The sequence below is a fragment of the Flavobacterium sp. DW-iso2 genome (genome assembly GCF_058725285.1).
Window position 1 is genome coordinate 62,230 of the sequence record NZ_JBZXDY010000016.1, and the last position, 18,322, is coordinate 80,551.

The following is an 18,322-nucleotide window of genomic DNA, read 5'->3' on the forward strand; positions in this document are numbered from 1 at the left end:
ATGGAATTTGATTTTTTAGAACCTGTCGATACTGAAATTCTTGAATTAGTTCAGGGGTTGACTTCTCAACAGTTGGGAAGTAAGGTGGTTTTTCATACAAAAAACCAATTTCCGGATTTAAATAAGATTAATATCGCTGTAATTGGGGTATTAGAGAACCGCGGAGGTGGTAAAGCTACAGAAAATGTTGATTTATCAGCAATTCGTAAAGAATTGTATACTATGTTTCCGGGTAATTGGGATGCTTCAATTGCTGATTTAGGGGATATTTTGGCTGGGAATTCTATAGAAGACTCTTATTTTGCTTTGCGAAAAGTGGTCTCAAATTTAATTAAGAAAAAAATTGTACCTATAGTTATCGGTGGTTCCCAAGATTTAACATTTGCGCTTTACAGGGCTTTTGACGAATTGGAACAAATGGTGAATTTAGTTTCAATAGACAGTAAGTTCGATTTTGGAAAAGAAAATGATGAGGTGTCTGCTTCATCTTATTTGACTAAAATAATAATAGATGAACCTAACAATCTGTTCAATTATTGCAATATTGGCTATCAGACTTATTATAATTCGCAAGAAGAGATTGATTTGGTCGAAAAGTTGTTTTTTGATAGCTACAGATTAGGAGAAATTTCTAACAACATTGCTTTAGCTGAACCAGTATTTAGGGATGCGGACGTAGTTAGTCTTGATTTGAACTCCGTAAAATCATCGGATTCTGGTAATTTTAATTCTTTCACTCCCAACGGTTTTAATGGAAAGGAAATATGTTCTTTGTCAAGATATGCAGGAATTAGTGATAAAGTTTCTATATTTGGCGTATTCAATCATAATAATTCAGCTCAGGAATCTGTTCTAATCGCACAGATAATCTGGTACTTTATAGAAGGGTTTCATTACCGATCTAATGAATATCCTTTTGGCAGCCGTGAAAATTATATTAAATACATTGTGCCTCTCGAAGATGAGGTTCTTGTTTTTTATAAAAGCGATAAAACGGATAGATGGTGGATAGAAATACCATTTATTTCAAACGGAAATAATAAATTAAAGAGAAATACGTTATTACCTTGTTCTTACGATGAATATTTAAACGCGTGTAATCAGGAACTGCCGGAAAGATGGTGGAAGGCACAGCGAAAAAATAACATTTAGGGTCAGGATTTTTATACAACTAATTTAATTCTATTATTGAAGAATGTTTAGTTTAAAATAATTGTTTTTTTAAAAAATAATAAATAGGTTTACAGACTTTAAGAATAATGAATAAATAACCCACATTTATATGAAGAAGTTCATTGCATTTATGGCAATATTAGTACTGTTAGTCGGCTGTGGTAAGTCAAGTGACAAAGGTGAATTGGTAGGAGTTAAAGGAGGTAAATGGCATCCTGAGAAACCATACGGTATGACTTTAGTGCCAGGAGGCGCTTTTATTATGGGTAAATCTGATGATGATATTGCTTCAATACAAGACGCTCCAACAAAAACAGTAACTGTTAGATCATTCTATATGGATGAAACTGAAATAACAAATAGTGAGTATCGTGAGTTTGTGGAATGGGTTAAAGATTCTACTATTAGAATGCGTTTGGCTATTCTTGCAGATATGAGTGGTATAAAAGGTGAAGATACAAAAGGCAAAGGTAAAAATGCTGGTAGTATTGGCGATTTTGCTTTCAATGATTCAGATCCTGAAAAAATGACTGCATACGACAAATACATGTATGATAATTATTATAGTATTGGTACGGAAGATGATCAGTATGCCGGAAGAAAGCTTAACAGAAAAGTGAAGTTGATAAAAGATCCTAAATTATATCCAGATGAATATTACGTTGAAGTAATGGATTCTATGTATCTGCCTCTAGAAGAGTCTTACAATGGATTACGAACGATTGATGTTGATAAATTGAAATTTCGTTATTCGTGGATGGATATTCAAGCTGCGGCAAAAGCTAAGGTTGGGAAAAGAAAAGATTTTATAAAAACAGAAGAAGTTAAAATTTATCCTGATACAACAGTATGGATTAAAGATTTTGCTTATTCTTATAATGAGCCAATGCATAATGATTATTTCTGGCATAAAGCGTATGGTGATTATCCTGTTGTTGGGGTAAAATGGACACAAGCAAAAGCTTTTTGTGCATGGAGAACACTTAATAAAAACAATTATATTAAATCAAAGAAGAAAGGTCGTGATTTAGTGAACGCTTTTAGATTGCCTACAGAGGCAGAATGGGAATATTCTGCTAGAGGAGGTTTAGAATCAGCTACATATCCATGGGGAGGACCTTATACTAAAAGTGATAGAGGTTGTTTTCTAGCAAATTTCAAGCCAAACAGAGGAGATTATGCAGCTGATCAAGCATTGTATACTGTGGAAGCGAAGTCATATGAGCCAAATGGTTACAATTTATATAATATGGCAGGGAATGTTTCAGAATGGACAGACTCTTCCTACGATCCTAACGCATATGAGTATGTTTCCTCAATGAATCCTAACGTTTTAGATGCGTCTAATAAACGTAAGGTAGTTCGTGGAGGTTCATGGAAAGATGTTGCTTATTTCCTACAGGTAAGTACAAGGGATTTCGAATATGCTGATTCTGCACGAAGTTTTATCGGTTTTAGAACTGTTCAGGATTACATGGGATTGCAAACCACCGGAAACGGAAAGAAAATTAATAACAAATAAAAAAAACCTCCTAAATCAAAAAAAAATTATGGCATTATTAAGTAAAAAGGCAATGAATTTCGCATATGGAATGGGTGCTGCAGTAGTAATCGTGGGTGCATTATTTAAAATAACACATTTCGAACTTGGGCCATTAACAGGGACGTTAATGCTTTCAATTGGACTATTAACTGAAGCCTTAATTTTTGCGCTTTCTGCGTTTGAACCCGTTGATGATGAGTTAGATTGGACATTGGTTTATCCAGAATTAGCGAATGGAATTAAAGGAGAATCGAAGAAAAAAATGGAAGCTCCTGCAGATTCACAAGGAATGTTGTCTCAAAAATTAGACGCTATGCTGAAAGATGCTAAAATTGATGGTGAATTAATGGCAAGTTTAGGAAGTAGTATCAAAAATTTTGAATCAGCTGCAAAAAGTATTGCTCCAACTGCTGAATCTATGGCTTCTACTAAAAAATATAGTGAAGAGTTAACTATGGCAGCAGCTCAAATGGAATCATTGAACAGTTTATATAAAATACAGTTGCAAGGTGCTTCTAGAAACGCACAAATCAATGAAGAAGTTCTTGAGAACAACTTAAAATTAAAAGATCAAATGCAATCATTGACTACAAACTTGTCTTCATTGAACAATGTTTATGGTGGAATGCTTTCTGCAATGGGTAACAAAGGGTAATTAGTTTCGAACTATACAAAATATAACAACTAACTAATTATTAGAAAATATGGCAGGAGGAAAACTAACCCCTAGACAGAAGATGATAAACCTTATGTATCTGGTTTTTATCGCTATGTTGGCAATGAATGTATCAAAAGAAGTTATTTCAGGTTTTGGATTGATGAATGAAAAATTTGAAACGTCAAATGAAACTTCTAAATTATCTAATGAGCAAATGTTAAGTGCTTTAGAAGCGAAGGCAGGTGAGGCAAAAGGTGAGTTTATAGTAGCTGCGGAGACAGCTCATAAAGTAAAAACTATTACAGATAATTTTTTTAATTATATTGCATCTTTAAAGGCACAAGCTACAAAAGGTTTTGAAATAGATCCTGAAACAGGAAAATTACCTTATGAGGAAATGGATAAAGGTGATAATATCGATGACTGGTTTGCAGGAGAAGGTTACTCTAAAAAAGGTAACGAAATTATAGCTAGCATAGAACGATACAAGGCAGATATGAAGGTTGCTTTAGGATCAGATAGAAAATACACTTCAATTATTAAAGAAATTGAAACTAAGTTTGATGTTTCTGATGTTAAAAATAAAGAAGGATTAAAAGATAAATTTTTATCGTATCACTTTAAAGGCTTTCCAGCCATCGCGACTGTAGCAAAGCTGTCGGTTTGGCAAAATGATATTAATAAAGCGGAATTGGATGTTTATAGTTCTGCGCTAGGTAAAGCTGCTGTTGCAGCTGCATCATATAACAATTATCAAGCGATAGTTGTATTAGATAAAAACGCTTATTTTCAAGGCGAAGCTGTTACTGGTAAGGTAGTTCTAGGTAGATATGACGATAATACAAAACCAACTTCTTTTTCTGGCCCAGGAAAAATTGTCAATGGTCAGGCAGTGATATCGATGACAGCGGGTGGTGTAGGTGAGCAAAAAATAGCAGGACAATTTTCTTTTCTTGAAGACGGGAAAACGGTTCCTCTAAAATTTGAAGGTAAGTACGTGGTTGTTCCAAGACCTAACTCAGCTACGATTTCTGCAGATAAGATGAATGTAGTATACAGAGGTGTTGTAAACCCAATGTCTATTTCCTTTGCTGGTATTTCTGATAGTGACGTTTCTGCTTCCGCGCCTGGTTTAACTAAGGTTGGAAACGGTAAGTACAATATGAGCCCAGGTGGAGGAAATGAAGTTGTAATTAGTGTTTCAGGTAAAATGTCTGACGGAAAAGTTGCAAATGACAAAAGAGTATATAGAATTAAAGGTATTCCTGGTCCCACAGGTACCATTAGAGGAGAAACAGGTGTCGTTAAAGGACCTAAATCGAATTTAGAGATTGCTACAATTGGTGCTAAACTTGAAGATTTTGATTTTGAAGTTGGTTTAAATGTAGTAGGATTTAATTTGAAAGTTACTGGTCAGCCAACAGTGGTTGTTCAAGGGGACAAGTTAAATGCACAGTGTAAGTCGGTTCTTTCTAAAGCAGGAAGAGGAGAGCAAGTTACGATTTCGGAAATTAAAACTAGGCTTGTTGGTGCAGGTAGTTATTTATTGCCTAGAACGGCTCCAGTTATTTTTGAAATACAATAATAAGTAAGTTGCCGTTAAGGGCTACTTCAATATCTTATAATTATATTATGATGAATGTTAGAAATTTTTTACTAGTTGTTATTTCCATTGCTGGGGGTTGTTCTTCTTTTGCACAATCTAATTTGCTAAATGCAAAAACACCAAATGAAATAGGTCTTAAAACTGCTGCGCAACTCATATCAGACAATGATAAACCATTGGCTTATGGTTACGTGCATGATAGAGATATTTTGATGGGTAAAACCGTATGGGAAATCATAGATCTTAGTGAAAAAATTAATTTCGCTTTGTATTTTCCTATCGATACGGCAAATATTGGTTCTGACAGACGTTCATTGTATGATGTATTGACCAAAGCGGTAAAAAGCGGTGCGATTACAGAAGTGTATTCTGACAGTTATTTTAATACAAAAAAGTCATACAAGGACATTCAAGGTGCTTTAAGTCGTGTCGATACTACTGATGCAGGTAGAGAGCAAGTAAATGCAGGACAGAGTGTTTCTCCTGAATATATTATGCGATCTGATTTAACAGCTCAGGATGTTACTCAATATAAAATTAAAGGATATTGGTATTTTGATAAACGTCAAAGTGAATTAAAATATCGTTTGTTGGGTATTTGTCCGGTTACTCCAGATGTGTATACAATGAACAGTGACGAAAAAGATTATATTGAATTATTTTGGATTTTCTTCCCAGCTGCAAGAGAGGTATTGCATGAGGCAAAAGCTTTTAATGATGCCAATTCTTCAATGCCGATTTCTTTTGACCAAATATTGAACTCTAGACACTTTAATAGTTTTATTTACAAAGAAGAAAATGTATATGGAGACAGAGCAATTGATGAGTATATGAAAGATAATGCTCAGAATCAATTGCTAGAATCGGAAAGAGTGAAAGAAAAAATACGTGATTTTGAATCAGATATGTGGAATTATTAATTTCATTTTTCATTAGAATATAGAAAAACTCTTATCGTAATTGATAAGAGTTTTTTTTTTGCCTCATTTTTAAGGTTAGTTCTTTTATTGTTCTTTCTTTGTGTTTTATTTTAACTATTACTTTTATAGTATGATTGATTATTTAATTATAGGTTCGGGTCTTGCTGGTATTGGATTTTCTGAAATTGCGTTACAGCATAATAAAACTATTTTAGTGATGGATAACAATTCTCAAAATTCTTCAAGGATAGCAGGTGGATTATACAATCCAGTAATTCTTAAACGTTTTAGTGAAGTATGGCAAGCACAAGAGCAGTTGGTTTTGATGAACGAGTTCTACAGTATTTTGGAAGATAAACTTAAAACTAAAGTCGATTTTAAGAAGCCTATTCTTAGGAAGTTTTTTTCGATTGAAGAACAAAATAATTGGTTTGCAGCGTCAGATAAATTAACATTGGCTCCATTTTTATCTACAGAATTGATTACGAAAAAATATTCGGGAATTGATTCTCCATTCAATTATGGAGAAGTATTACAGACAGGTCATGTTGATACGGCTGTTCTATTAAAAAAATATAAGAAGTATCTTTTGAGTAATAATTTATTCAGGGAAGAATCATTTGATTATGAATCGTTGCGTGTTGTGGGTAATGATATTCGATATAAAGATATTGAAGCAAGACATATTATTTTTGCAGAGGGTTTTGGGATGCATGCTAATCCTTATTTTAAGGATTTACCATTAGACGGTACAAAAGGAGAATTGTTTATTGTTAAAGCTCCTGATCTTGATCTGGACGTTATTGTAAATACAAGCGTTTTTATTTTGCCTTTGGGCAACGACCTTTTTAAAGTGGGTGCAACTTACAACTGGAAAGATAAAACAGATGTAGTCACAGCAGAAGGTAAACAGGAATTAATCGATAGAATTAAAGAAATTATTAGCTGTGACTTTACTATCGTTGAGCATTTTGCTGGAGTTCGACCAACAGTAAAAGATAGACGGCCCTTAGTAGGGACTCATTCGTTGTATGGGTCGATACATATACTAAATGGATTAGGTACAAGAGGAGTGATGTTAGGTCCCTCTATGGCTAAGGCTTTATATAATGCTATAGAAAATGATATTCCGTTGGATGCCGCAATTGATATAAAAAGATTTCTGCCGAAAGGACAGAGATAATTTTGTTATTGTTTAAAAGTGGGATCATAAGAGACAAACATATTAATGTATATATTTCTTGACCATCGTAATACAAGCGGAAATAGTACTAGAAGAGAAGCTATTATTGAAATAAAAGCTACTTTTAGAGAGGAATTCAATAGCACATACGAAATTACAAAGGCAGCAATTCCAATCGCTACATTTAGTCCGTAACTTACATACATAGCGCCGTAAAAAAACGAAGGTTCAATTTGGTATTTCAACCCACAATGGCTGCAATTTTCGTGCATTTTTAGAATATTACCCAAATGGAGTGGGTTTTGATCTAAATACATACTTTCTTTCTGACATTTAGGACAAGTTCCTGTTAAAATACTATATAGTTTGGATCCTTTTTTTAACATTTGCAAAAAATTTAATTTTTCCTTTTTTGGAGTTGCAAATTTACGCATTCGAAAGGGAATAAAATCATAATACATGCTTAATATACACAATTTATCTGTCTCGTTTGGGGGTTCTTATTTATTTGAAGAAGTTACTTTTAGATTAGGGGCCGGAGACCGTGTTGGTCTTGTTGGAAAGAATGGTGCAGGTAAATCTACAATGCTTAAAATTTTAGCGAAAGATTTTGCTCCAGACTCAGGAAGCATTGCGCAGGAAAAGGAAGTGAGAATGGGTTTTTTGCGTCAGGATATTGATTTTGAACAAGGAAGAACGGTACTAGAAGAAGCTTATGAGGCGTTTATAGATATTAAAGTTGTAGAAAAGAAATTAGAAGAAATCAATCATTTATTGGTGACTCGTACAGATTATGAAAGTGATGAGTACAGCCAAATCATAGAGGATTTGTCTGATTATACGCATCGTTTCGAATTGTTGGGAGGATATAATTATGTTGGAGATACTGAAAAAATCCTTTTAGGTTTAGGTTTTAAAAGAGAAGTCTTTAATAATCAAACAGAAACTTTTTCTGGAGGATGGCGTATGCGGATTGAATTAGCGAAGTTATTATTGCAAGCTAATGATGTTTTGTTACTCGATGAGCCTACGAATCACTTGGATATTGAGAGCATCATTTGGTTAGAAAGTTTTTTACGTAACTATGCTGGAGTTGTCGTAATTGTTTCTCACGATAAGATGTTTTTAGATAATGTAACCAATAGAACAATAGAAATTTCATTGGGTAAAGCATACGATTTCAATAAGCCTTATTCGCAATATTTAGAGTTGCGTCATGAAATACGCGAAAAACAATTGGCCACACAAAAAAATCAAGCCAAGAAAATCGAGGAGACAGAAAAATTAATCGAAAAATTCCGTGCCAAAGCATCCAAAGCTTCCATGGCACAATCGATGATTAAGAAACTGGATAAAATAGAACGCATAGAGGTGGATGAAGATGACAATTCTGTGATGAATATTTCGTTTCCACTTTCTAAGGTTCCCGGAAGAGTGGTAATTGAAGCAGACCATGTTACAAAAAGCTATGGAGATAAAACCATTTTAAAAGACATTTCACTGTTGGTAGAACGTGGAAGTAAGATTGCTTTTGTCGGTCAAAACGGACAAGGTAAATCAACTTTCATTAAAGCGATAGTCAATGAATTTGAATATGAAGGAGATATAAAGTTAGGGCACAATGTACAAGTAGGTTATTTTGCGCAAAATCAGGCGGAGTATCTGGATGGTGAGATTACTTTACTTCAAACTATGGAAGATGCCGCTTCAGATACCAATCGTTCAAAAGTGCGCGATATGTTGGGTTCATTCCTCTTTCGTGGCGACGATGTAGAGAAAAAGGTAAAAGTACTTTCAGGAGGAGAAAGAAACCGTCTGGCGCTTTGTAAATTGTTATTACAGCCTATAAATGTGTTGGTAATGGATGAGCCTACAAATCACTTGGATATTAAATCTAAGAATGTTTTAAAAGCAGCGTTACAAAAGTATGAAGGAACTTTACTTCTGGTTTCTCACGACAGGGATTTTCTTCAGGGAATGTCAAACATTGTTTATGAGTTCAGAGATCAAAAGATAAAAGAATACTTAGGAGATGTTAACTACTTCTTAGAACAGCGTAATTTAGAAAATATGCGTGAGGTCGAGAAGAAAGATGCACTTAAAGCAGCGGCTCCCAAGGACAGTAATAAAGCTTCGTATGAAGAACAAAAAAAGGGGAAAGCGTTGCAGAATCGTTTGAGTAAAGTTGAAAGTCAAATTAAGCAAGTAGAAAAAGACATTCAGAATGACGACAAAATGTTAGCTTCAAATTACAATAAAAATATCGAAGATGCTTCTTTCTTTAAAGCATACAATAAAAAGAAAGCAGAGTTGGATAAATTACTTTTAGATTGGGAAAAAGTTCAAGATGAGATAGATAGAGCCTAATTAAGAGGTTGTTTTAGAATTTTTGAGGAGCTTTTTCCAGCTGTTCATTACATCCTTTCTGGTCTCGTTTATTTTTTTCTAAAGCCTAAAAGGAGCTTCCGTAGGTCGCTCTTTTAGTCTAAGAAAAAATATAACGAGGCTGTAAAAGGATTTCATTGTCATCTGGGCTATTGCGTCCTTGAACAGAATATATTCTTTTTTATGAAATTAGACCTGTCTTCTTAGAATGTGAAATCGCTTGTGCACTATTTTTAAAATAGCACACTGAAACATCCAATGTTTCTAGGTTTTTCAGCACTTTAGCTACCTTGTCTTTTTTGTATTTTCCAGTTTGCCGTATATAAACTGCTGTCACGGTCATGGGGAAAATCTTGCTTATGGCTTCATATAAAAAAGGATCATGTTGAGAGTCATCTCCTATCAAGACATACTTTAAACTGGGATAGAATTCTAAAATGTGTTTTATTTTTTCAAACTTGTGATTGTGACCTCCTCTTCCCGACCATAAGAAATTAAATAGACTTGTTTTAATGTCTTTTAAAAGTAAAACAGCCTTAGGTAATTTGTGGATTTCTGTAAACAGCACAAGAAATCGATATAGATTCCACTCACTGCTTGAGACGTAAAAAAAAGCATTTAATTCCCCTACATGGGCTCTGCCTGAAGAACTTAAAGCTTGAAAATGTGGGACAACATCTTCAAAAACTTTTCTGGAGTTGACATTTCTGAATAAGAGATGGTGTAATTTTTTAAATGGATTAAGGGTATACGAAACTAAAAATGTATCATCAATATCAGATATGATACCTAAATTGCCTATCCGCGGTCGGATGTAGCTTTCTTTAGTTACTATAGTTTCATTCTTATAAATGATACTTACTTCATAATCGATCCAGCCATAATCAGAACATTGTTCTAAAGGGATGCAAAATTTGAAGTAACCGTCAGCAAGCGTTTTTGTATGTATATTTATATCATTATGGACTAAGTATACGTCTGCATTTGCTTGTGTTTTAATTCGAAACAAACCGATTACTGACCGTGCATTTTTTAAATTTTTTGAAAGAAAATCGTATTCCTTTTTTTTTGTTGGTTTAAAAACATGTCCCATCACAATTAGTTCTTGCTCATTTGCATAACCACGATATAATTTTAGGATCGGTTTCATTTTGTTTACTACTTTTGAAGTCTGTTGAAAATTAATTATTTTTAATCAATAAAAGAAATAAAACGGTGAAAAATAATATTGTATTGATTGTGAACCCTGTTGCGGGAGGGATTGACAAATCAGAAATCATTGAAGCAACTTCGCTTTTTGCAGATAAGGAAGGGTTGAATTTTGTGTTGTTTACCACTACAGCTATTGATGATATTTCTAAAATTAAGAGCTTATATCATACATTCAAACCGGAAAGGGTTATTGTAGCCGGAGGTGATGGAACCATAAAATTAGTCGCTGAAGCATTGGAAGGCGTAGATGTTATTTTCGGAATAATACCAGCTGGTTCTGCTAATGGATTGGCTACAGATTTAAATATTCCTAAAAAACTGGAGGAAAGTCTGCCAATAGCTTTTCATTATGCATTTATGGAAATGGATATGATCGTTATAAATGATAAGAATAGTTTACATCTTAGTGATCTAGGATTAAATGCAGAACTCATAAAAAACTACGAGAATAGTGCTGTGCATGGAAAGTTAGGGTATGCTTTACAAGTTTATAATACGTTAGCCGATAAAGAAGAACCATTCACAGCCACAATTACTGCTAATGGTCAAATAATAGAATGTATAGCGCAAATGATAGTTATAGCCAATTCTAAAAAATACGGAACAGGTGTAGTTATTAATCCCGAGGGCATAATGAATGATGGAAAGTTTGAATTGGTAGTTTTGAAAAATTTGGATTTGAGCATTTTTGCTAAAATTATTACCGGTAATATACCAATCGAATCTGGAGATGTAGAAATTATTTCAACTGATCGAGCGAATATTAAATTGCATTCACCGGTAAGTTTTCAAATTGACGGCGAATATTGTGGTAGAGAAACAGAACTGAATGTAGCTATTTCTCCTTACAAATTAAAAGTTGCTATTCCTTGATGTTTCTTTATTTAAAGGGATTGCGTTGCTTCCATTCCATTTTAGGTTCAAAATAGCGAAAAGTTTTGGAGACGAACAGATTTAAAATAGGATTGCTATGTTGCATCATTCCAAACATATCCAAGGGTTTTGCTCCCACAGAACTTTTAATTTCTAATGCTGTTCTAGCAAAAATAATACGGCTGTATCCTTTGTTAATGGAGAAGCCTATCATGTCGTAGAGCATGTTCAGGTATAACATTTTTTCGCGTTGGTAGAATTCGTCATAACCTAGAAAATAGGTGTCAATATCAGTTCCGTTTTTTATCAGGGTATTGAATCCAATTAGTTCATCGCCAACAAAGTATCCATAAAAAAGAAATTTGTCTTTTAATACTGTTTTTAAAGTTTTAAAATGATTTTCAGTTAAATAAAAAGTATTGAACGGCGCGTTCTTAGCCACATTCATATACAATTCAAATATTCTTTCATTGTAATTCGTGATTTCTTCAAGAGATAACTTCCTTTTCGAAATTCCTTCCGCTTTTTTTCGAGCTCTTTTGTATTGATCGCGGTATTTTTTAGATAGGTCCGCTATATAATCATCAAAGCTAGACCAGGAATTCCTAATATTGAAAATCATATTAGGTTGGGTTGTAAACAGGAAAAACAATTTAAACTCGGGGATTTTAAAAAACGGAACTCTTTCTTCAGCAAAATCTTTAAAGATGGTAAGATGTATTTTTATACCGTTTGCGTGGAAATTAATCTTTAACTCCTCAGTCGCTTTTTTTAATAAAGCTAATCCTTCTGATGCTGGCAATTTTAACCCGAAACACCATCCGTTTTGACCAGTCAGCATATTGTTACCCATCACTAGGACATTCGAACTGAAATTTTTAAAGACAAAGTCGCGTACTATTGTTTTTAGACAGTGATCTCTTTCTCCAAAGGAGTTTAGCTCACTTAAATTGATATACTGCGTCACTGCTATCCCAACTAATTGGTCATTAAGAAAAAGTCCGATAAAATGACACTGCATATTTTTTGGAGCCGAAACAGCTAATGTCTCTAAATAAGCACGAGAAAGAAATAGGTTGTTTGCCGCCAACGAGTCCCAATCTGAAGGAATATTTTTAACGGAAGAATAAATTTGAAAGGAAAAAGGAGAGCTCAATGGATCTAAAAATTAGGATTGGTCTAAATTAATATATTAAGTTAAATTGCAATGCAATTAGGCAAATTTTAACTAATTTTAATAAAAACAGGAATCATGAATGTATACAATGAAATAACTGCTCAACCGATATTAAAAGATCTAAAAGACTGGAAGTTTAATGATAGCGGAATCGAAAAGAAATTTCTTTTCAAGAATTTTAGTGAGGCGCTTGGTTTTATAGTTCAAGTGGGGGTTTTAGCTGAGAAACAAGGGCACCATCCCGAACTTTTCAATGTCTATAATAAGGTTAATATTCGCTTGTCAACTCATGATGCAAACGGTTTGACGGATAAGGATTTTAATTTGGCGAAAGCCATTGAAACACTATTTTAATCTATGCTTTATAATAAGGAGATATTTTTATGGAAGGCAGATCCAAAGGAAATGAACGAATCTGTGCTGCCCACACCTTCAATATTGTGTATAGTTTCATAAAGTACCTTTCTAAACTCTTCATTATTGGCGGCCACAATTTTTAAAAACAAAGCGTATTTGCCTGATACAAAATGACATTCCACAACTTCGGGGATCTCTTTTAATTTTTCGGCTATGGAATAGGCAAATCGTGCCTCCTTGGTTGCGATTCCCGTATAGGTAATCGTTTCATATCCAATTTTTTTTGCATTCAACTGTATTGAAAATCCACTTATTATTTCTGTGTCCTGCAGCTTTTTTACCCGTTGATGTACTAAAGAGTTTGAGATCTTCAATTCTTTTGCTATTTCTGAGTATGCCATGCGTCCGTCAGCACTTAGCATTCTTATGATTTGTTGATTGATGTAATCAATATTTTCGTCAAGGCTGTTTTTAGGCATATTTAATTTGTTTACTGGATAGTTTGAAAGTATGTTTTTCGTGCCCGAAGTAATTAATTATTAGGATTTAAAAGACATAGTTAAAGTAAGAATCATAATCTATTAACCGATTGAAATACAGTTTTGATTATAAACAAGGAAACCTTACGTGTAAATAATGTCAAATTTACACTTTTACAGTATTAAAATATCATAAAATTTATAAAAGAATATGTCTAGTGTCGATTTTGTTATTTAGGGTGTAAATTTGTGTCATATTTATTAATTAAAATTTTGTGTTATGAATAAAGATCTTCTACTGTCAAAATTATGGGAACAATACATGAGTATCACCCCATCTGCCAAAAAAATCCATGCGTTGCTGGAACAAAATGGCGAAAAAATTGAAAATGACCATATTGCGATCAGAACATTTAATGATGTGCGTGTGAATATTTCTGTATTAGAAAAACCATTTGTAAATGCAGGATATGTTGCTAAAGGCGAGTATTTTTTCGAATCTAAAAAACTGTATGCAAAACATTATGAGCATGCTACTGATGCTAACGCACCAAGGATTTTTATTTCAGAATTAGAATTAGAAAAATGTTCTGAAAGTTTACAAAATTCGGTTAAAGTGCTTTTAGATACGTGCGATCAAAATGTTTTTGAAAAGGAAGACTTAGTTTTAAGCGGTGCAGTTTGGAATGCAAATTCGTATAATGCTTATGCTTCTTTGTTAGAAGAGTCTGAATATGCTGCTTGGATGTATATATATGGTTTTAGAGCAAATCATTTTACAATTAATGTTAATGCTTTATCGAACTTCAAAAATTTAGAAGAGTTAAACACTTATTTGAAAGATAATAATTGGAAAATGAATGGTTCTGGTGGAGAAATTAAAGGGACTCCTGAGCAATTACTAGAGCAATCTAGTACATTAGCTGACTTGTGTACTATTAATTTTGATGAAGGTGCAAAAGAAATTCCTTCATGCTATTATGAGTTTGCGCTTCGCTACCCAATGGAAAACGGAGAGTTGTACCAAGGTTTTATTGCTGCGTCTGCAGATAAAATATTCGAAAGCACAGATGTAAAATTGCAAAACCTTAGTTAAATAGGTTTTTTTAAATTGATAAATATATAGCATAATGAATCTTCAAGGTTTAGCAGATCAAATAGAAGGGAAATTGTTTTTTGATGAGACCATGCGTACGCTTTATGCTACAGATGCGAGTGCTTACCGAGAAATGCCACTCGCTGTGGCAATACCTTCAACTAAACAGGATATTCAAAAAATTATCCAATTTGCCCGCGACAATAAAACTAGCGTTATTCCCAGAGCTGCTGGTACTTCACTCGCGGGGCAGGTTGTAGGAGGCGGGATAATAGTAGATATTTCTCAGGATTTCACCCAAATACTTTCAGTTGACAAAGGGAATAAAACAGCTTGGGTTCAGCCAGGAGTGATTCGCGACGAGTTAAACTTACATTTAAAACCATATCAGCTGTTTTTTGGTCCGGAGACTTCCACTAGTAACCGTTGTATGATTGGCGGAATGGTAGGGAACAATGCTTGTGGTGCCAGATCCGTGGTTTATGGCTCGACAAGAGAACATTTGTTGGAAATAAAAGGGTTTTTGGCTGATGGAAACGAGGTGACATTTGGAGCATTGACTAATGAAGAGTTTGAAGACAAATGCAACGGAATAAATGTGGTTAGCGAACTGGAGCAGAATATTTACCTTCAGGCAAAAACCATTTTATCAAATCAGATTAACAGGAATTTATTCGATGAAAATTATCCTAAAAAATCAATTCCGCGCCGCAATACGGGTTATGCACTTGATTTATTAGCAGCTAGTAATCCCTTTGGTGGTTTTGACGAGAAATTTAATTTCTGTAAGCTAATCGCAGGATCGGAGGGAACCTTATTTTTTTTGACCGAAATAAAACTGAATCTAGTAGATGAATTAAAACCATTTTCAGGATTAGTTTGCGTGCATTTTGATAGTATCAACGAATCTTTGCAAGCAAATTTAGAAGCCTTAAAATTCCATCCTGATAGTGTGGAATTGATAGATCATTATATCTTAGATTGTACCAAAGAAAATATCGAGCAAAGTAAAAATAGATTCTTTGTTCAGGGTGACCCCAAAGCGATTTTGGTGGTCGAATTTTTGCGTGATTCTAAAGAAGAAATTCTAACCATAGCCGAAAAAATGGAAGCTCAAATGAGAGCCAAAAATCTAGGGCATCATTTTCCAATTGTTTTTGGAGAAGATACCAATAAAGTTTGGACGCTAAGAAAAGCAGGCTTGGGATTATTGTCTAATATACCAGGTGACGCTAAAGCGGTTGCTGTTATAGAAGATACCGCCGTAGATGTAAATGATTTACCGGATTTTATCGAGGATTTTAATGCAATTTTAAAACAACGTAATCTGAATTGTGTGCATTATGCGCATGCTGCAACAGGCGAATTGCATTTGCGTCCTATCATTGATTTAAAAACCAAAGAAGGTGCAGCGCTTTTTAGAACCATTGCGACTGATATTGCGCATCTAGTGAAAAAATATAAGGGGTCATTAAGTGGCGAGCACGGTGATGGTCGGTTGAGAGGAGAATTTATTTCGTTAATGCTAGGCGAGGAGATTTACCAGCTTTTTAAAGATATAAAACACACTTGGGATCCTTTGAATGTGTTCAATCCAGGGAAAATAGTGGATACACCACCGATGGATAGTTCGTTGCGTTATACCGCAGGTCAAGATACGCCAATGCCAGAAACTTATTTTGATTTTTCGGAAACTAACGGAATTCTTCGTGCTGCAGAAATGTGTAATGGATCAGGAGATTGCAGAAAAACAGAAAAAAGTGGTGGAACCATGTGTCCAAGTTATATGGCAACACGTGATGAAAAACACACTACCCGTGCCAGAGCTAATATGCTTCGCGAAACCATAACGCATTCCGATAAACAAAATAAATTTGATAGTGAAGCCTTGCTTGAAGTGTTAGATTTGTGTTTAAGCTGTAAAGGATGCAAGTCAGAATGTCCTTCGAATGTGGATATGGCGAAACTAAAAGCCGAAACGTTGCAGCAATATCATGATAAGCATGGGGTGAAATTCCGCTCTAGATTAATTGGAAATACACCTACAATAAATAAACTGTTTGCTAATTTTCCCGGAGTTTATAATTTTTCGACAAAAGGAATTTTAGGTATGGTGATTAAGAAAATGACAGGTTTTGCAACGGAACGAAATTTACCCACGATGCATAAAATCACCTTTGCCAAATGGTTTAAAAGTTATCCGCAATATGGTAATTTTAATAAGCCAACGGTGTACTTGTACAACGACGAATTTTTAAATTTTTATGATGTAACTATTGGTCAGACAGCGGTAAAGTTATTAAATCAGTTGGGCTATAAAGTGATAGTTCCAGAAATCGGAATTAGCGGAAGGACTTATTTGTCTAAAGGAATGGTAAAAATAGCTCGGGAAATTGCTGAGCAAAACATTGCAGATTTTAACAAAAGCATCCCAGAAGATGCTGTTTTAATCGGTATCGAGCCATCGGCGATTTTAAGTTTTAGAGATGAATATCCTGATTTGTGTCGTGGGAATTTGAAAACAAAAGCCAAGGAATTTGCGAATCGTACTTTTTTAATAGAGGAATTTTTAGCTAATGAAATGGAAGTGGGTAATATCACTGCCAGTTTGTTTACGGATGCAGAAGAACGCATTCGAATGCACGGACACTGTTTTCAGAAAGCATTATCATCTTTAGTGCCGCTAAAAAAAATATTATCACTGCCTAAAAACTATTCTGTTCTTAATATTCCAAGTGGTTGTTGCGGTATGGCGGGTTCGTTTGGATATGAAAAAGAACATTATGAAATTTCTATGAATATTGGAGAGCTCGTTTTGTTCCCGGCCATTAGAGCAGAAGAGACTACAACTTTAATATCTGCTTCTGGAACCAGTTGTCGTCATCAAATTGCTGACGGAACGGGACGTCATGCATTACATCCGGTGGAGATTTTGTTTAATGCTTTAAAGTAGTAGTTATTCTATTATGGTGCAGTCCGACATAAATGAAAGTTGAACGCGAGGCTTTTGCAAATTATCATAAATCCCATTCCCTTTTAATAGGGAGATGGGATTTATATATGTATTATTAAGTCCAAGCGCAAATTATACCACCCATTAACATAAGGCAAACAATCCAAAAACCACCATTTATTAAAGTGTATTTCCAACTTCTTTTTTCGAATAACGCATTGGTTCCAATAATTGGCAATGCAAGAAACAAACCAGCGATAAAACCGTGAAGCAGGCCGTGTTTGAAGGTGCGGAAAGCAGTTCCGTAATCAGCCATAAAATTCGCATAAGAAGGTTTTGCCAAAGCAGGGTCACCACTAATCATGCCTACTGCACCCCATTGATGAATAACTAAAAATTGAAGAGTCAGCGCAATTAGAAAAGCATAAAATACCGCCATTCCAAAAATTAAAGCCATGTTGCCTCCTTTGATTTTATCCTCGGTCATGCCGGCTTCTTTCATCCAGATTGTTCCAAAAGCTTTTGGATGATATCAGACAAAACCGACCAATAATGTTGATATGGCGGCAGTTAATAGTGCTATAAAATTGATTTCTATAACGTTATTTTTTGAGTTAAAAAAAATGTAATATTTATTGGTCACAGATTGGGGTTTAAAACCCTGCAATTTATTGCAGAACTTTAGTAATGCGAAAAAATATTTACCT

The 18,322-nt window shown here is 34.4% G+C and carries 15 protein-coding genes and 1 pseudogene; 11 read left to right on the top strand and 5 right to left on the bottom strand.

Annotated elements, in window-relative coordinates; translation table 11 throughout:
- The 6 genes from AC4PRO_RS11875 to AC4PRO_RS11900 all read left to right on the top strand — a co-directional run bounded on the left by AC4PRO_RS11875 (position 1) and on the right by AC4PRO_RS11900 (position 7,083).
- Positions 1–1,152: a formimidoylglutamase gene (locus AC4PRO_RS11875; RefSeq protein ID WP_492117486.1), complete on the top strand. Its 1,152-nt coding sequence runs from the start codon at positions 1–3 to the stop codon at positions 1,150–1,152.
- 130 nt (positions 1,153–1,282) lie between these two features.
- A complete protein-coding gene (gene porK / locus AC4PRO_RS11880) occupies positions 1,283–2,695 on the top strand; it encodes a T9SS ring complex lipoprotein PorK/GldK (RefSeq protein ID WP_074721478.1) in 1,413 nt (470 codons plus the stop codon).
- 28 nt (positions 2,696–2,723) lie between these two features.
- Positions 2,724–3,371: a type IX secretion system motor protein PorL/GldL gene (porL, locus tag AC4PRO_RS11885; protein ID WP_074721476.1), complete on the top strand. Its 648-nt coding sequence runs from the start codon at positions 2,724–2,726 to the stop codon at positions 3,369–3,371.
- 49 nt (positions 3,372–3,420) lie between these two features.
- A complete protein-coding gene (porM, locus tag AC4PRO_RS11890; RefSeq protein ID WP_492117487.1) occupies positions 3,421–4,959 on the top strand; it encodes a type IX secretion system motor protein PorM/GldM in 1,539 nt (512 codons plus the stop codon).
- Between the two features lie 50 nt (positions 4,960–5,009).
- Positions 5,010–5,900, top strand: a complete 891-nt coding sequence (porN, locus tag AC4PRO_RS11895) for a type IX secretion system ring subunit PorN/GldN (protein WP_074722042.1) — start codon at positions 5,010–5,012, stop codon at positions 5,898–5,900.
- Between the two features lie 130 nt (positions 5,901–6,030).
- Positions 6,031–7,083 (top strand): NAD(P)/FAD-dependent oxidoreductase, encoded by a 1,053-nt coding sequence (locus AC4PRO_RS11900; RefSeq protein ID WP_074721472.1) that lies wholly within the window; start codon positions 6,031–6,033, stop codon positions 7,081–7,083.
- A gap of 5 nt (positions 7,084–7,088) precedes the next feature.
- Here AC4PRO_RS11900 and AC4PRO_RS11905 read toward each other — a convergent pair whose 3' ends face one another.
- Positions 7,089–7,469 (bottom strand): DUF983 domain-containing protein, encoded by a 381-nt coding sequence (locus AC4PRO_RS11905; protein WP_074722040.1) that lies wholly within the window; start codon positions 7,467–7,469, stop codon positions 7,089–7,091.
- Between the two features lie 73 nt (positions 7,470–7,542).
- Between AC4PRO_RS11905 and AC4PRO_RS11910 the strand changes: the two genes are divergently transcribed.
- A complete protein-coding gene (locus AC4PRO_RS11910) occupies positions 7,543–9,450 on the top strand; it encodes an ABC-F family ATP-binding cassette domain-containing protein (RefSeq protein WP_492117488.1) in 1,908 nt (635 codons plus the stop codon).
- Positions 9,451–9,649: 199 nt separating this feature from the next.
- Here the strand turns inward: AC4PRO_RS11910 and AC4PRO_RS11915 are convergent, their stop codons facing one another.
- Positions 9,650–10,618 (bottom strand): App1 family protein phosphatidate phosphatase, encoded by a 969-nt coding sequence (locus AC4PRO_RS11915; protein WP_492117489.1) that lies wholly within the window; start codon positions 10,616–10,618, stop codon positions 9,650–9,652.
- Between the two features lie 65 nt (positions 10,619–10,683).
- On the opposite strand from AC4PRO_RS11915, the gene AC4PRO_RS11920 reads away from it, so the two are divergent.
- A complete protein-coding gene (locus tag AC4PRO_RS11920) occupies positions 10,684–11,553 on the top strand; it encodes a diacylglycerol/lipid kinase family protein (RefSeq protein WP_492117490.1) in 870 nt (289 codons plus the stop codon).
- Positions 11,554–11,560: 7 nt separating this feature from the next.
- On the opposite strand, the gene AC4PRO_RS11925 is transcribed toward AC4PRO_RS11920, so the two are convergent.
- Positions 11,561–12,709, bottom strand: coding sequence for a peptidogalycan biosysnthesis protein (locus tag AC4PRO_RS11925; RefSeq protein ID WP_492117491.1), 1,149 nt, complete (start codon positions 12,707–12,709; stop codon positions 11,561–11,563).
- 96 nt (positions 12,710–12,805) lie between these two features.
- Between AC4PRO_RS11925 and AC4PRO_RS11930 the strand changes: the two genes are divergently transcribed.
- Positions 12,806–13,084 (top strand): 4a-hydroxytetrahydrobiopterin dehydratase, encoded by a 279-nt coding sequence (locus tag AC4PRO_RS11930; protein WP_492117492.1) that lies wholly within the window; start codon positions 12,806–12,808, stop codon positions 13,082–13,084.
- 8 nt (positions 13,085–13,092) lie between these two features.
- On the opposite strand, the gene AC4PRO_RS11935 is transcribed toward AC4PRO_RS11930, so the two are convergent.
- On the bottom strand, positions 13,093–13,566 hold the full coding sequence (locus AC4PRO_RS11935; protein WP_492117493.1) for an Lrp/AsnC family transcriptional regulator: 474 nt from the start codon (positions 13,564–13,566) through the stop codon (positions 13,093–13,095).
- A gap of 280 nt (positions 13,567–13,846) precedes the next feature.
- Between AC4PRO_RS11935 and AC4PRO_RS11940 the strand changes: the two genes are divergently transcribed.
- Together AC4PRO_RS11940 and AC4PRO_RS11945 are read left to right on the top strand one after the other, a co-directional pair.
- Positions 13,847–14,662 carry a DUF1338 domain-containing protein gene (locus AC4PRO_RS11940; protein WP_492117494.1) on the top strand — a complete coding sequence of 272 codons (816 nt, stop codon included), beginning with the start codon at positions 13,847–13,849 and terminating at the stop codon, positions 14,660–14,662.
- 34 nt (positions 14,663–14,696) lie between these two features.
- Positions 14,697–17,615, top strand: a complete 2,919-nt coding sequence (locus AC4PRO_RS11945) for an FAD-binding and (Fe-S)-binding domain-containing protein (RefSeq protein ID WP_492117495.1) — start codon at positions 14,697–14,699, stop codon at positions 17,613–17,615.
- A 115-nt stretch (positions 17,616–17,730) separates the two neighbouring features.
- On the opposite strand, the pseudogene AC4PRO_RS11950 reads toward AC4PRO_RS11945, so the two are convergent.
- Positions 17,731–18,135, bottom strand: a pseudogene (locus tag AC4PRO_RS11950) (DUF1761 domain-containing protein); the annotation flags it as partial.
- Positions 18,136–18,322: the final 187 nt, after the last annotated feature.